Below are 15,155 nucleotides of genomic sequence, written 5' to 3' on the forward strand. Positions count from 1 at the left end.
ATATACCAATTTTAAAAATGATTAGGAGAATATGATATGTGTGGAATTGTAGGAGTAACGGGAAACGATAATGCTGTTTCAATTCTGTTAGAAGGGTTACAAAAGCTTGAGTACCGTGGTTATGACTCAGCAGGAATTTATGTAAATGATTTAAAGGGGAATGATTACCTAGTTAAAGAAAAGGGCAGAATCAGTGACCTTAAGGCTGCGGTTACCCCCGATGTTCACGGTGTTGCCGGAATCGGTCACACTCGTTGGGCAACTCATGGAGTTGTTAGTGTTGCTAACGCTCACCCTCAATTTTCAGAAGACCACCGTTTTTACTTAGTACACAACGGTGTGATTGAAAACTTTAAAGAATTAAAGTCACAATACTTAAGTGACACTACTTTTGAAAGTCAAACTGATACTGAAGTGGTTGTTCAACTTCTAGATAAATTTGTTAGAACTGAGAACCTTTCAACTAAGGATGCTTTCACCAAGACTTTGTCATTACTTGAAGGTTCATCATATGGTTTCTTATTGGTCGATAGTGAAGACCCAGATACATTGTATGTAGCTAAGAATAAGAGCCCATTATTGATTGGTGTTGGCGATGGTTTTAACGTGGTCTGCTCAGATGCAGTTGCAATGTTGAAAGAAACTCACGACTTTTTGGAACTTCATGATGGCGAGGTTGTTACCATTAAACCTGACGAAATCTTGATTGAAGACCAAAACGGTAATAAAGTTGAACGCGATACATTCCATCTTGATATGGATGCAGAAGAGACTGACAAGGGACCTTACCCATACTACATGCTTAAGGAAGTTGATGAACAACCAAACGTTATGCGTAAGTTGGCTTCAACTTATACTGATGAGAGTGGTAAAGATACTTTAGATCCCGAATTAGTTGACGCAATCAAGAGCGCTGATCGGATTCACATTGTTGGTGCTGGTACTAGTTACCATGCTGGTCTAGTTGGTAAGAAGATGTTTGAAAAACTAACTCACATTCCAACTGAAGTTCACGTTGCCTCAGAATTTGCTTATGATGATCCATTGTTGACTAAAAACCCATTCTTCATTTTCCTATCACAAAGTGGAGAGACCGCTGATAGTCGTGAAGTTTTGGTTAACGTTAATGCGCGAGGATTCAAGAGCTTAACCATCACTAATGTGGCTAACTCAACCCTTTCACGTGAAGCAAATTACACACTGTTACTTCATGCGGGTCCAGAAATTTCAGTAGCATCTACCAAAGCTTACACTGCTCAAATTGCTGTTGAAGCAATCTTAGCAAAGGCAGTTGGTATGGCTAAGGAACAAGTTACTGCCGAAGACTTTGATGTTCGTCAACAACTTGGATTAGCAGCTACTGGAATGCAAGCGATTATCGATGAAAAAGAAACGATTGAAGATTTGGCTAAAGAATACTTTGTTAATGCAACTAGAGCATTCTATATCGGCCGTGGAATTGATCAAACTGTTTCTCTTGAATCAGCTTTGAAGCTTAAAGAAATCTCTTATGTTCAAGCAGAAGGATTTGCTTCAGGTGAGCTTAAACACGGAACCATTGCGCTGATTGAAGAGGGAACTCCAGTTGTTGGAATCATCACTCAAGCTAAGACCGCCGGTTTGACTAGATCAAACTTGCAAGAGACTTTGTCACGTGGTGCTCAAACACTTACAATTGCAAGAAACGGTTTGAAGAAGGACGATGATACAATCATCATTCCTGATATCGATGAAATGATTACTCCATTATTGAGTGTTGTACCTGCTCAACTTTTGGCATACTATACTAGTTTGAATAAGGGCCTCGATGTTGATCGTCCAAGAAACTTGGCAAAGAGTGTCACTGTAGAATAGTTTGAATCGATTCACTAAGATTTAAAATTTTAAAGGATTCTCCTGGCGGGGATCCTTTTTTTGTTTGGTGTAACTTATTCCTTAAGAATCTGATAACTTTTGTTTAGGATTCGAAAAATGAGCAGTAAATTCTTTAGTTTTCCTCAAATTTCTAATAGTATTGACCTAGATAGTTTTTCCATATTTAAGGGGTGAATCTAGTGAAATCAGGGATAGTTAAAAACTTATCAGTGCTAAGCTGTACCATGATGTTAGCTTTTGGGGGGATTGTTGGCTCAGGTGTTGCCGTCCATGCTGCATCTTCAGGTAATACTCAATCAGCAACCTTTATCAGTGAGTACAAGGGTGATGTTCAAAAAGCATCTAGCAAATATAAGCTCTATGGATCGGTCATGATGGCGCAAGCAGCACTTGAGAGTGCTTGGGGGCAAAGTCAACTCACTAAGCAGGCAAACAACTTCTTTGGGATTAAAGGAGCGTTTAACGGACAATCAGTGTCAATGCCAACTACAGAGTATGACCAAAATGGTCAAATTCAAAATGTAACTGCAAACTTTAAAAAATACCCGACTGCATACGATTCTTTTGCTGATAACGGGTCAACTTTAAGAAATGGTACTAGTTGGAATCCATCTTATTATTCCGGCTCGTGGAAAGAAAATGCATCTACATACCAAGATGCTGCCAATGCATTAACGGGAAAGTATGCAACGGCACCAAATTACGGAACTGCATTGATTTCTTTGATTCAACAATATAATTTGGATCAGGTATTCAATGAAGACGGAAGTGGCTCCAATTCTGCATCCACTCCGGGTTCATCATCATCTTCGTCAAATAGTTCGTCTACCAATAACAACGATTCTGATACCGAGTTGTTGGAAACTACTCAGCCCAATGTTGCTGAAGATAGTAAACCACTTGCTAAGGTGAAGTACACTAAGGGAGACCCAAACCAATTAGTGCAATTGTCAGCAACGTTTAACAAGTATTACGCATATAATCACGTTAAGGGTGCTAACAAGAACGAGAAAAAGTATAAGTTCAGATCACTTGGAATTACTAAACCTGTTTGGGTTTACGTTGACATGAAGGGTACTAAATCTGGAAGCAATACTCAATGGTATCGAATCAGGTTTTACAAGAATGCCAAATCACAGAAGTTTTGGGTTTATGCACCAACACTTAATTTTCCACAAGCTTTTTATAGTAAGAGCAGTGGTAGTGTGACTGTCAATACAAAGTCTAAAGCTAAGATTTATAACCACGTGTATGGAACTGATCAGTTATCTAAATCAGTGAGTAAGGCCAGCTCGTTAAACTCAAATTTTAAGTATCCCGTTGATGGTGAAGCAATTAAAGACAACGGGAGTAATGGTGAACTGTGGTATCGAATTAAATTCAATGGAAAACGTGGTTGGATTAAGTCGACCTCAATAAATTCATACACACCGAAGACAGTTTATGTTAAATTAAAGGCAACAAAGAAATTATTGTCTTCAGCAAAAAATGGATACGCATATAATCGCGTACCTACTAATAGTGGGGCAAAAAAGTCCACACTAAAATCTTTAGGCATTACAAGTAAAACAAAGTTGACTTCAAATATGGTTGGCTATACAACAGGCTATACCGATATTTGGTACAGAATAGTAGCACCTAAAAACGGTAAGCAATATTGGGTTTTGGGGAGTATGCTTAACTGATGAGGTCAATCGGGAGGTATATGAATCATTATGTGTCATAAATTTTGGGGCAAGTTTGTAGTGGCCTTTTGTGCCCTAATTTCGTTATTTTGTTTTGGCAAACTTAGTGTCAGTGCGTCTGTTCAAACAGATTTTATTAATCAAATGAAGGCTCCGATTATTAAAGTTAGTCGTGAAAACCACTTATATGCATCAGTAATGATGGCTCAAGCCATGTTAGAAAGTGATTGTGGGCAATCTGAACTTGCAACTCAAGGTAACAACTACTTTGGAATTAAAGGTAGTTATGATGGCCAATCAGTTACAATGAATACGCAAGAAATGACAGAGAAGGGCAAGACCGTATCTACTAGTGCGGTCTTCAAAAAATATCCAACTTTATTGGAATCGATTGAAGACAACGCCCGGATACTCAGAAATGGAACGGATGATGACCCCCAACTTTATTCGGGAACTTGGACAACTAACTCTTTGAGTGCGAGCGATGCTGCAATGGCATTGTCGTCAACGTATGCTACTGATATGGAGTATGGTGATAAGCTTAATCACCTTATTAATACGTATCACTTGGAGAAGCTAGACACAAGTCCAAGCTCAACGAACATCAACGACAAAATTGCTGCAGAAATTAAACAGCAGATGAGTAAGCCTAAACCAGTTGCTCAAACTTCTGAAGAAACAGTCCCATCAAAAATCACCAACCGAAAAATTGAGATTGCTTCCCAACATGTGTTTCAAACGAAACACAGTAAGCAAGCAACTAGAATTAATTTGCCAATTGAGCATGCAATTCAAAAGTAGGTGGAAGTTAAGGTTCGCATAAGTAACCAAGCGGGCCTTCTTTTTTTGGAAAATTTTGATATAATATAGCAGTTAATATTGATTTCTCAATAGGAGAATTAAAATGGTAGAAGATTATAAAGTTAAAGTAGAAAATGTAACTAAGGAGTACGATCTTTTCAAGACTCAATCAGAAAAACTTAGATCGTTCTTTTCTTTAAAAAATAAGCGCCGAGTACCACATTTCTGGTCATTGATGGGCGTTACATTGACGATCAAGCCTGGAGAAACGATGGGGTTGATCGGGGTTAATGGTTCAGGAAAGTCAACGCTTTCTAACATCATTTCTGGAATTATCCCCCAAACAACTGGTCGTGTTGACGTCAAGGGTGATACTTCAATCGTTGCAATCCGTGCCGGGCTTAGAAATAAACTAACTGGTAGGGAAAACATTCGTCTTAAGTCGTTAATGCAAGGTATGACCAATGAGCAAATTGATGAAATGATGCCTGACATCATCTCGTTTGCCGATATTGGTGATTTTGTTGACCAACCGGTTAAAAGCTATTCAAGTGGTATGCGTTCACGGCTAGGGTTTGCAATTGCTGTTCATATTGACCCCGATATTTTGATTATTGATGAAGCATTATCTGTTGGTGATGATACATTTTACCAAAAATGTGTGGACAAAATTACCGATTTCAAAAAAGAAGGTAAGACCATTATCTTCGTTAGTCATTCACTCAAACAAATCAGAATGCTTTGTGACCGAGTTGCTTGGATTAACTATGGTGAACTAAAGATGGTTGGACCAACTAAAGAAGTTGCCGATAAATATCATGAGTTTACCCAATGGTTTAAAGAACTGAGCAAAAAAGAAAAGAAAGCCTTTCAAAAGGAACGTAAGAATGTTCAGAAGAACTTTAGCATCAAAAAGTATGAGCAGGAAGTTACTGAACAACATCAACAAGAAAATCCTAATGATAAGTCTATCCCATCAAAAGTCCATAAATTATTTTATGGGTCTGTTATTTCAGAGAAGATGTCTGTATTCAATCAGATTTTGACGTGGGTAGTATTAATCGCGTTAGTCTTTTTCTGCCTAGTTAATGTTTCTGGGTATTCTTTGGAACATGTATTTGCTAATCCGCAATTGCTGTTTAATCCTACCCATACGCTCCACATTCCGTAAAAAATAAATACTTCAAAATTTGCAATGAATTTTGAAGTATTTTTATTGGAATGCATTGACAGCGCTTACAAAAATGCGTATATTAATTATGGGTACTAAATTGATACCTTCTAAATCAATTCTCTTTCTCTCTGTAACCAGTGGACTTTATCCCGCTGGTTATTTTTTGTATAATGGTTCTGGTCTACTAAAGAGGAGTGCAGATATATGAAAAGCAATGAGGAATTGACATTGATCGAGGAAATTACTCGTAATGATGGTACCAAGTACATAGAGATTAGTAATATGGTTCAGAATGGTAGAGCAGAGCTTGCTGCCGAACGGGGATTTATCAAGGAAGTTAGGATATTACAACTAAATATTCCTCATTCTGCCCACGTTGCTAAATATGAACAGTATATTAATGAGAACTTTACCATGCCAGACGAGGACATGGATCACTTTGAAGAGTGGACTAAGACTGACGAAATGAACAAAGAAATCTCGGTCATTCTAAAAGAAAATCACATTGGATGATTTTATGATTAGCACATCATTAAAATTTTGTTGCACAGAATTTAATTATATGGTATAAATATATCATGGCTTTTACAGCTAGATTATTGCTCCGTAGTTCAGTGGTAGAATAATTGACTGTTAATCAAGAGGTCGCTGGTTCGAGCCCAGCCGGAGCAGTATTATAAGGCGTTAGGATAATTCCTAACGCCTTTTTTATTGCTAAAATAACCATTTACTATTTTTCACATCGACTTGTGAATATGGTAATATACAGTTACGGTTTCGAGAGGTTAAAACGAACATTTAGGGGGATTTATTTTGACTAAAAACTCGATTAAAAAAAGCTTGTGTGGACTTGCTGTTGGCTGTTTATCTGCTTTATGTATTGGAATACAGGTAAACGCTGATTCAGCTGTAAATTCTTACATTATGGATAATAACCTACAACCAGTAAAAACTACTAGTGCCATTTGGAGTGGCTTTCCCAAAAACAATTACACAACTGGCAAACCTAATGGGGTTGTGGTTCACGAGACTGCAAATCCAAATTCAACAATATATGGCGAAATTAGCTACATGAAGAGCAATTATCAAAATGCTTTTGTACACACATTTATTGATGCCTCACGCGTGATTAATATTGCCAATACTAATTACCTCGCTTGGGGTTGTGGGTACCCTGGAAACGGCCGATTTATTCAATTTGAACAGGTTGAGGTTCATAGTAAGTCCGCGTTCGCTAAAGAAGTTAATAATGCAGCTAATTATACTGCTAGTATGTTGAAACAATATAACTTGCCTCTGGACAATGCTGTTAATGACGGTAAGGGAACTGTTTGGTCTCATAAGGCAGTCTCAACATTTCTTGGTGGAACTGACCATGGCGATCCAGACGGTTACTATGCTAGCAATGGCTCAAAGTACTTTGGAGAACCATACACGATGAACGATTTTTACTCATTGGTTAAGTACTACTATGGAGGCTCCAGTGCTGTTACCTCACAGCCAACAAGTAACACTACAGCGACGCCAAAGAATACTACGGCCACCAAGCCAGCAGTTAAGTATTACAAGGGTCAGGGAAATGAGACGGCTAAATTAAGTGCAACGTACAGCAGGTACAAGCTTTACAATCATGTTAAGGGAACTTCAAGGCAGGAAGCTAAATATAGCTTTAGTTCACAACCTGCGTTTGTCGGGAAAACAGTTTATGTTGACTCGCGTGCAGTAACATCTAAAGGATCTACCTGGTATCGAATCAGATTTGCAAAAAACACTACCAAAAAGTACTGGGTTTACTCAAAGGCACTGAGTTTTAACCCAATAAGTTTTTCTGACAGTAACAAAACGATTACCATAAAAAATGGGAAATACTCATTGAGAAATCACGTGTATAATACCAAGTACTTATCAACAGTAGCAGGAAATACTAGTAACATTTTAAACCAGTCTTTTAAGGTGAATAAGGTTGGGATTAAAACTCATTCAACTGGACAAACTACTTGGTACCGAATCAATGTTAACGGCAAGAATGTTTGGGTTTGTGAGCAAGCATTGTGATTTTCTAGATAAACTAAAAAACAGTGACAATTTCAGAAATGAAAGCATCACTGTTTTTTTATGCGCTCCTACTTATGTCCGATTCTCTTGTCTTCTGGCAATCATTAAAGATTGATTTCAGAAGGAACGGCAATCAATTGCTGTTCGCCACTGTCATACACAACAATTGATTGAGGATAGTCGGTACTGTAAGGGTACGGTGAATCAAAGGTTGCAACCAGTTCATTGTCTTGTAAGAAGTCATACGAAAGGTTGCCATCGTTGTTCACTAGGTTAAAGGTTACCAAGTTTGATAATGGAAAGATCCCTTGAAGATCGTTATCAATGATAAACCAAACATTATCAATTGTCTGGTCTGGCATTTTGGAAACAATATTATAGCTAGCAAATCTAGCTTGCGTGCGATCAAACATAATACCACCTCACAGTCAAATTCTTATTAATTTCAAACTACCAAAAATACTGGTGCAATGCAAGCAGAAGTGATTACTGCGTGAACTCTTGGTTATCCATAATTAACCGGTTAATGTGTTTTGAAGTTTGTTGATTTTCGGGTGGAAGACTCATATAATCCCCATAAATATTCTTCAAAATTTTATCGTAATCGGCGAATACTGGGATTGTCGTGTTTTCAAATGGGACTTCGATAATATTATCAAATTGCTCATCGGAAAAAATCTCGGCCTCGTAATCGTATTGAGATGCAAGATTTTTAAACAGCGACAGATTTTCGCTATCCTCATATTCTCGCATGATATTTTCACGTTGAATTTTAAAGTCTCGTGCAGCCGATAACTGCTGATCATTCAATGGCGAATAGAATCGTTTAATTGGGTTATCGATAAAATTATAACGTAATCTAAGATATAATCTGCTGTCTAACCGCTTGATGTTTAGATACTGTTGCCTCTGCTTCTCGGCAGAATTTGGAATTATATCAATCGGAAAAATATCGATAAAAACTCCTTTTTTGGCATCGTTGTAGTTATTTTTTTCTTCAATGTAGGTGTTTCGATTCAGAAGTTTGCCATAACTTAGGGCGTAATTAGGATCGGAGAAAGGGTTCTGGAAGAAGTACTTGGTATCTACAAATTGTTCTTTTGCTAATACCAAAAACTTTTCGTAGTCCTCTCTCGGCATACCAATGTCCATGTCATCATCCCATGGAATAAACCCATGATGACGAATTGCCCCCAACAGGGTTCCTCCAAGAGCCAAGTATTTTAAATTGTTTTCTACCAAAAAGTCTTTAAGAAAGTGGTAGCTGTCAAGCTCGACTTTTTGAATTAATTTTGTTAATTCGGGCATAGTTTTCACCTTTAAGTTGATTTTAGAATCCATTTTCGTATATATTATATATTATGTGATTAAAGATGCTGCTTTTTATTACTAAGTAGATTTGATAGGATACATGTGGTTTCTAATCATTGTAACCATGTTCCTTTGGTAATATAATAGATTAAGGGTATTAATAGTTAACTTACACAAAAATGACAGGAATGGTGATTCGAATGAGCAACACAAACGACCAACTTTTGAAGGAAGCAATTGACGTCTATTTATCGTCACTAAAATATTTAGATAGTTTTGTATCTGAGCCGGCTGTTAAATATGGTTTATCATTCGAACAATACTTAATTTTACACACGATTGCAGATCAAGAGAACGTTTCGCTAATGGATATTGCGGCAGAGCGTAAGGTTACTAGAAGTGCAATCTCAAGGCAAATTAAGGTATTGCTTCAGCATGACTATATTTACCAGAAGCCTGCTGAAAGTGACCGCCGGAGACTTTATTTGCACCTGACACCAGCTGGAAAAGATGTTGAACAAAAAGTGTATGAATTGACCACAAAACGTTTTGACCACTGGATTTCAAATTATGGTGAAGATAAAGCTCGGGAGATTATTGGTTTCATCAAAGATTTTTCTTCAAATGAAATGACCAACTTTCCACCAGAAGATTAACTAAAATTGATAATCATAAAAAGCCAAGTATTGCTTCGTTACTTGGCTTTTTGTATGTACAAATTAGATACTGACGTCCTCTTCTAATTCCAGCCACAGAGTAAGTGGGGTTGGATTAAAGTCTGGCCAATTAGCAATGTGATCGTAACCGCGTTGGAGTAGTTGACTACCGCGTTTTTTCTTCAAATCGTCAAAAACTGATAAGGCAAACGGGTTATCTTCTAAGTCGGAGATGACTGTTGGTAATTTATGCTTCCACTCCATTAGTAGATCTTGATAGATTAAAAGTTTCCGGGCATTTTTAATCGTGTAATCGACTCCGTTACTTCTTAATTCCTCAAGATAATTTTCGTATTCTTCAGCAACAGCTTCTTGAGCAGTTCGCCATTGCTGTTCATTAAAGACCGGTTTTTTAGTACTCATTGTTTTGCCTCCAGTGTTAAAAGCTCATAATCCAATTTAACACTATCTATTTGGTTTTTGCAAAGCAAATGGATTAATTGAGAACTTGACAAACTGGAATGTGTATATTTATAATGTTTGTCACATGGTAAACAGAGATTCGGCGTTCGCTGAGAGCCGAAGCTAAAAATGGCATTACTATCGGGGCGTCCGTTAACCGCAACTTAAAAGGCAATAATTATTGTAAAAAATGGGTGGAACCGCGTTTAAAACGCCCCTGGTACTCGACGGAGTACTAGGGGCGTTTTTTTATTTGATTTGGAGGATTTTATAATGGAGAAAGAGAATAAGGTACTGTCAAGATCTTTAAAGAGTCGGCATATTCAGATGATTGCAATCGGTGGGGCAATTGGAACAGGGCTATTTTTAGGCTCTTCGAGTGCAATTCACTTATCAGGTCCATCAATTATATTGTCATACCTGATTGTCGGTGGATTCTGTTTCTTGTTAATGAGAGCAATTGGAGAGTTGCTACTATCAGATCAAACAAAACATTCTTTTTTAGACTTTGTAAAAGAATATTTAGGTGATCGCTTCGAATTCGTTACTGGTTGGACATATTGGTTCTGTTGGATAAGTTTAGCAATGGCTGATTTAACAGCCACTGGGATTTATGTTAAATACTGGTTTCCCAATATTCCCCAATGGATTCCTCCTCTGGTGATTCTGTTAGTTCTGTTTTTGGCCAATAAAGTTAATGTAAAACTTTTTGGTGAACTAGAAACTTGGTTCTCAATGATCAAGGTCGTTGCAATTATTCTACTGGTTGCCGTTGGTTTGTTCTTAGCAATCTTTAGGTTTAAAGTAGCAGGTTCAACTGCTGGTTTTAACAACTTGTTTGATCATGGTGGCTTTTTCCCAACTGGAATCAGTGGATTTTTACTTTCGTTTCAAATGGTAGTATTTGCTTTCGTTGGAATTGAAATGGTCGGAATGACTGCTGGAGAAACTGATAACCCAGAAGAAAATTTACCCAAGGCCATTAACAGTCTCCCAATTAGAATTGGGTTGTTTTATGTTGGTTCAATGATTGCTGTAATGAGTGTTTACCCATGGAATCACATCAGCACTAGCGTTAGTCCTTTTGTTCAAGTGTTCTCTGGAATTGGGGTCGTGGGTGCTGCTGGAATTCTTAACTTTGTGGTTTTAACAGCAGCCATTTCAGCAACCAATAGTTGCTTATTTAGTACCAGTCGGACGATGTATGCTCTAGGAATGGGTGGAAATGCTTCGTCATTTGTTACTCGGTTGTCCAGAAACGGAGTGCCCAATTTAGCGCTGAACGTCTCAACTGCAGTATTAATGTTAATTGTTATTTTGAATTATTTTATGCCGGATGGGGTGTTTAACCTCGTGTCTAGTGTTTCGACGATTAACTTTGTAATCGTTTGGGTTATCTTGATTGTTGTTCACTTAGTATATCGTCACAAACATCCAAAGGGTGCAAAGACCTTCAGAATGCCGGGTTATCCAGTAGCGGACTACTTTACCTTAATATTCTTTGTTGGTGTTTTGGTGTTCTTACTGATAAACGCCTCCACAAGAATCCCGATGATCATTTCACTTGGGTCGGTATGTTTGCTATTCTTAGTGTATGAATTAAGTGTAAAGAAGCATAAGTAAAGTCTGGGGGATTGTTGATGATTGAAGTGCATGATATGAAAAGTTATCACTGGGTTGAAGTGGTTGAACCACAGCCACAAGAGTTACGCTCTGAATTGGCTGCAATCGATTTGCCTGAAAAATACTTTGACTACATGATGGATACGCGTGAGCAACCCCGTGCCACTTATGATGAGTTGAATAAATTTGGCGCATTAGTAGTTCGTGCCTTGCCATTTAATATTTCTCAAAAATCAACGACCGTTCCAATTTTTATCGGGTTTCGTGACGGAACGCTGATAACGGTTTGCCATGATTCCCAAGAACGTGAGGTTATCTCTGCTCCTAAAAAGGAGTCCGGACTAACCAATCATATTATGGACATTTTGAGAGGAATCGTTGACCACTATCTTCAGTTGCTTGATCAAATGAGTGAAAATGCGGAAAGACTAGAAATGCGTGGCCATCAAGTCACGAACAAACGGTTGTCTGCGATTTCCGACTTAAAACGCAAGTTGATATATTTACGTTCTGCTTGTGCGGGCAATCTAATTGCAATTGAACAGCTTAAGGAATTGCTTGATCATGAACAGGTTGAATCTGGGCAAACTTCCAGAGACCATCAAGCAGTAACTGATTTACTGATTGAATATCGGCAATGTCAGAATAGTTTTGAGATTGTCAGTACAGTTGTTAGTGAGTTTGAAGATACCTTCGGAAATGTAATCAATAATCGATTAAATCAGACCATGCAATTTTTAACAGTCTGGTCGTTAGTGTTGGCAATTCCACCAATTGTGTCTGGCTTTTACGGTATGAATATGTTTTTGCCGTTGGCTAGTGGTAAGTGGGCGTGGGCTTACTCATTAGTTATCACGCTTGTTTTGGTGGGATTGATGATCTGGTATTTAAAAAGAAATAAAAAATTGTAAACAAAAAGCTTGGCGTTAGCCAAGCTTTTTTGTTTACACAACTTTATTTAAATAGTCTGCTAGTTTTACAACAATATTATCGACACTACCATGAAGCATGTCAGTATGATTTACGTTAATCAGGTTATTGTTTTTCTTAACTTCGTTATCAAGATACTTAGAAATACTATCATCAATTACAATAATTGAGTTTTCTTTTGCATCAGGGTTGAAGAAGTGGTCAACCGACACACTAACGTCATGGATTGCGGTTATTTTACTTTTTAAATTTTTGCAGAAATTATCGATTAGAGCATCGTCAACAATTGGATTTCCAGTTAATGTTGGTTGAAACTTACCGTTTCGAATGTCCCCGACGATTTTTACGTCCATTAGTATGTCACCACTTTCTTTATTACAGCAAAAATTGTAACATCTTCAGAAGTCTGTGAGTGGCGAAATAACAATTATTTGGAAATCTTTAATAAGCTTAATAAAAGCTCAAACTTTACGCAAATAATACGATGGCGCAAAGCAGTGACAAAGCAGTGGCAATATCAGCTTTTTGTTGGTACTTATTACTTTTGATCGAAAATTGCAGGAATAGGAAAAGTCCTGTCAGGACAATGAATCCGACAATCCTCATGGCAGAAGGAATAATGTTAATTGCAAAAATTATGGCGATTATTGCAATCGCTAAAGTAAATGGCCAGTGTGGTTGCCTTAAAAATAGTGGGAATGCAAATAATGCATTCATAAATATCAGCAGCGTAAGGGTTACTAAATCAATTATGGAAATAAAGTGGTTGCTGGCAATCATTAAGGCAAAGACTACTCCTGTACCACTGATTAGTGAGTAAATAATCCAGGCACAATGAGGTTCGTCAATGAGGTCAGTAAACATGAGAGCGTGAGCTAATACCAGACCAATAATAATTAGAATGGTGTTGAATAGCTCTAAAGAGCTGACTAGCTTAATTAGCAATAAAATGGCCACAATATCAACAACTAACACTATCAACAAGTTTGGTTTAGCAACGAACATTTGGCTAATAATGAATGAATAGAAAACAGCAAATCCAATAAGAGTCAATAAATTAATGTTTGAAACATATTGGTGAACTGGAATGCCCGCAAAAAAGAACCAGATAAGCACAGGCCCTAGTATCTTAAAGGCTTCGTACGAGATTGATTTAATGTCTAAATTCATTGGTTCACTTCCTTAAACTTCATACCTAAAATCATATTATTAATTGGTGTGGTGGTCAATTAAACAATCAAATCGGGGTTTTTTTACCTGAAAAATTGTGATAGGATAACATAGTTATGAGTTCCCGATAGGATCCACGACAGTGGAGAAGCCTTGTAACCATAAAAAATAACGATGGGGGAAAGACGATGCAAGAAAGACATCTGTTTACATCAGAATCAGTTTCAGAAGGACATCCAGATAAGATTGCTGACCAAATCAGTGATGCAATTTTGGATGCGTTGTTAGAGAAGGACCCGAATTCACGGGTTGCTTGTGAGACCTCAGTAACAACTGGGTTGGTGTTAGTATTTGGTGAGATTTCAACCAATGCATACGTAGACATCCAGCACGTTGTTCGTGAGACAATCAAACGAATTGGATATACAGGCGGTAAGTATGGCTTTGATGGTGATACTTGTGCAGTGATGGTTGCAATTGATGAGCAATCACCTGACATTGCCCAAGGAGTTGACGAAGCACTTGAAACGCGTGAAGGGGATAGCGATCCTCTTGACCAAATCGGTGCAGGTGACCAAGGATTAATGTTTGGTTATGCAATCAACGAAACACCAGAGTTAATGCCACTTCCCATTTCTTTGAGTCATAAACTAATGCGCAGACAAGCCGAGTTGCGTAAGAGTGGTGAATTGTCATACCTTGGCCCAGATGCTAAGGCTGAAGTTACGGTTGAGTATGATGATAATAATAAGCCTGTAAGAGTTGATACAATCGTCTTAAGTACCCAACACGATGATGGTGTTGAACTAGATCAAATTCGTAAAGATGTTGTGGAGCACATTGTTAAACCAGTAATCCCTGCAGAATACCTTGATGACAATACTAAGTACTTCATTAATCCGACTGGTAGATTTGTAATCGGTGGCCCTCAAGGGGATGCTGGATTAACTGGCCGTAAGATTATCGTCGATACTTACGGTGGTTATGCCCATCATGGTGGCGGTGCATTCTCAGGTAAGGATGCCACTAAAGTTGATCGTTCAGCTAGTTACGCATCACGTTATATTGCAAAGAATATTGTTGCAGCTGGCCTCGCAGAACAAATTGAAGTCCAATTAGCCTATGCTATTGGTGTGGCTGAACCCGTTTCAATTTCTGTTAATACTTTTGGAACTGCAAAAGTTCCGGAAGACCAATTGGTTTCAGCAATTAGAGAAATTTTCGATTTACGCCCTGCTGGAATAATCAAAATGCTTGACCTTAATCGGCCAATTTATGAACAAACTGCTGCTTATGGTCACTTTGGTAGAACTGATGTTGATCTACCTTGGGAACATACTGATAAAGTTAATGCGTTAAAAGACCACTTCAAGTTATAAACAGCTACTTAGCAAAACGCCCTTGAATGACAAT

15 protein-coding genes, 1 tRNA gene and 1 riboswitch are annotated in these 15,155 nt (G+C 37.9%); of the genes, 11 read left to right on the top strand and 5 right to left on the bottom strand.

Going from position 1 to position 15,155, the window contains the following annotated elements; genetic code table 11:
* Positions 1-36 precede the first annotated feature (36 nt).
* The 7 genes from glmS to PL11_RS08145 all read left to right on the top strand — a co-directional run bounded on the left by glmS (position 37) and on the right by PL11_RS08145 (position 7,590).
* Positions 37-1,854, top strand: a complete 1,818-nt coding sequence (gene glmS / locus PL11_RS08115) for a glutamine--fructose-6-phosphate transaminase (isomerizing) (protein ID WP_035167445.1) — start codon at positions 37-39, stop codon at positions 1,852-1,854.
* 200 nt (positions 1,855-2,054) lie between these two features.
* The gene (locus PL11_RS08120) at positions 2,055-3,560 is read left to right on the top strand and encodes a glucosaminidase domain-containing protein (protein ID WP_052127790.1); all 1,506 of its coding nucleotides are present in this window, start codon (positions 2,055-2,057) and stop codon (positions 3,558-3,560) included.
* Positions 3,561-3,704: 144 nt separating this feature from the next.
* Complete coding sequence (locus PL11_RS08125; RefSeq protein ID WP_237047487.1) at positions 3,705-4,361, top strand: glucosaminidase domain-containing protein; 657 nt, start codon at positions 3,705-3,707, stop codon at positions 4,359-4,361.
* Positions 4,362-4,464: 103 nt separating this feature from the next.
* Positions 4,465-5,532: an ABC transporter ATP-binding protein gene (locus PL11_RS08130; RefSeq protein ID WP_035167443.1), complete on the top strand. Its 1,068-nt coding sequence runs from the start codon at positions 4,465-4,467 to the stop codon at positions 5,530-5,532.
* Between the two features lie 207 nt (positions 5,533-5,739).
* A complete protein-coding gene (locus PL11_RS08135; RefSeq protein ID WP_035167441.1) occupies positions 5,740-6,048 on the top strand; it encodes a hypothetical protein in 309 nt (102 codons plus the stop codon).
* Positions 6,049-6,135: 87 nt separating this feature from the next.
* Positions 6,136-6,207 (top strand) — tRNA-Asn (locus tag PL11_RS08140).
* A 141-nt stretch (positions 6,208-6,348) separates the two neighbouring features.
* Positions 6,349-7,590, top strand: a complete 1,242-nt coding sequence (locus tag PL11_RS08145) for a peptidoglycan recognition protein family protein (protein WP_078256953.1) — start codon at positions 6,349-6,351, stop codon at positions 7,588-7,590.
* Between the two features lie 104 nt (positions 7,591-7,694).
* Here PL11_RS08145 and PL11_RS08150 read toward each other — a convergent pair whose 3' ends face one another.
* On the bottom strand, positions 7,695-8,003 hold the full coding sequence (locus tag PL11_RS08150; protein ID WP_035167439.1) for a DUF960 family protein: 309 nt from the start codon (positions 8,001-8,003) through the stop codon (positions 7,695-7,697).
* Between the two features lie 73 nt (positions 8,004-8,076).
* Complete coding sequence (locus PL11_RS08155) at positions 8,077-8,931, bottom strand: LicD family protein (RefSeq protein WP_269466545.1); 855 nt, start codon at positions 8,929-8,931, stop codon at positions 8,077-8,079.
* 170 nt (positions 8,932-9,101) lie between these two features.
* Here PL11_RS08155 and PL11_RS08160 point away from each other — a divergent pair, with 170 nt between their 5' ends.
* The gene (locus PL11_RS08160; protein ID WP_418287655.1) at positions 9,102-9,557 is read left to right on the top strand and encodes a MarR family winged helix-turn-helix transcriptional regulator; all 456 of its coding nucleotides are present in this window, start codon (positions 9,102-9,104) and stop codon (positions 9,555-9,557) included.
* A 63-nt stretch (positions 9,558-9,620) separates the two neighbouring features.
* Here the strand turns inward: PL11_RS08160 and PL11_RS08165 are convergent, their stop codons facing one another.
* Positions 9,621-9,980, bottom strand: coding sequence for a hypothetical protein (locus PL11_RS08165; RefSeq protein WP_035167434.1), 360 nt, complete (start codon positions 9,978-9,980; stop codon positions 9,621-9,623).
* A 312-nt stretch (positions 9,981-10,292) separates the two neighbouring features.
* Here PL11_RS08165 and PL11_RS08170 point away from each other — a divergent pair, with 312 nt between their 5' ends.
* Together PL11_RS08170 and PL11_RS08175 are read left to right on the top strand one after the other, a co-directional pair.
* The gene (locus PL11_RS08170) at positions 10,293-11,642 is read left to right on the top strand and encodes an amino acid permease (RefSeq protein ID WP_035167432.1); all 1,350 of its coding nucleotides are present in this window, start codon (positions 10,293-10,295) and stop codon (positions 11,640-11,642) included.
* 17 nt (positions 11,643-11,659) lie between these two features.
* Positions 11,660-12,553, top strand: coding sequence for a magnesium transporter CorA family protein (locus PL11_RS08175; protein WP_035167431.1), 894 nt, complete (start codon positions 11,660-11,662; stop codon positions 12,551-12,553).
* Between the two features lie 33 nt (positions 12,554-12,586).
* On the opposite strand, the gene PL11_RS08180 is transcribed toward PL11_RS08175, so the two are convergent.
* Together PL11_RS08180 and PL11_RS08185 are read right to left on the bottom strand one after the other, a co-directional pair.
* Positions 12,587-12,925 (bottom strand): hypothetical protein, encoded by a 339-nt coding sequence (locus tag PL11_RS08180; protein ID WP_035167425.1) that lies wholly within the window; start codon positions 12,923-12,925, stop codon positions 12,587-12,589.
* Between the two features lie 115 nt (positions 12,926-13,040).
* Positions 13,041-13,742 carry a hypothetical protein gene (locus tag PL11_RS08185; RefSeq protein WP_035167423.1) on the bottom strand — a complete coding sequence of 234 codons (702 nt, stop codon included), beginning with the start codon at positions 13,740-13,742 and terminating at the stop codon, positions 13,041-13,043.
* Positions 13,743-13,851: 109 nt separating this feature from the next.
* A riboswitch (SMK box riboswitch) is annotated at positions 13,852-13,933 on the top strand.
* On the opposite strand from PL11_RS08185, the gene metK reads away from it, so the two are divergent.
* Entirely contained in the window at positions 13,931-15,121 is a 1,191-nt protein-coding gene (metK, locus tag PL11_RS08190) for a methionine adenosyltransferase (protein WP_035167421.1), read from the top strand. (Overlaps the previous riboswitch by 3 nt.)
* The last annotated feature ends 34 nt before the right edge of the window (positions 15,122-15,155 follow it).

It is taken from the genome of Lentilactobacillus curieae, assembly GCF_000785105.2.
Lineage (GTDB): Bacteria > Bacillota > Bacilli > Lactobacillales > Lactobacillaceae > Lentilactobacillus > Lentilactobacillus curieae.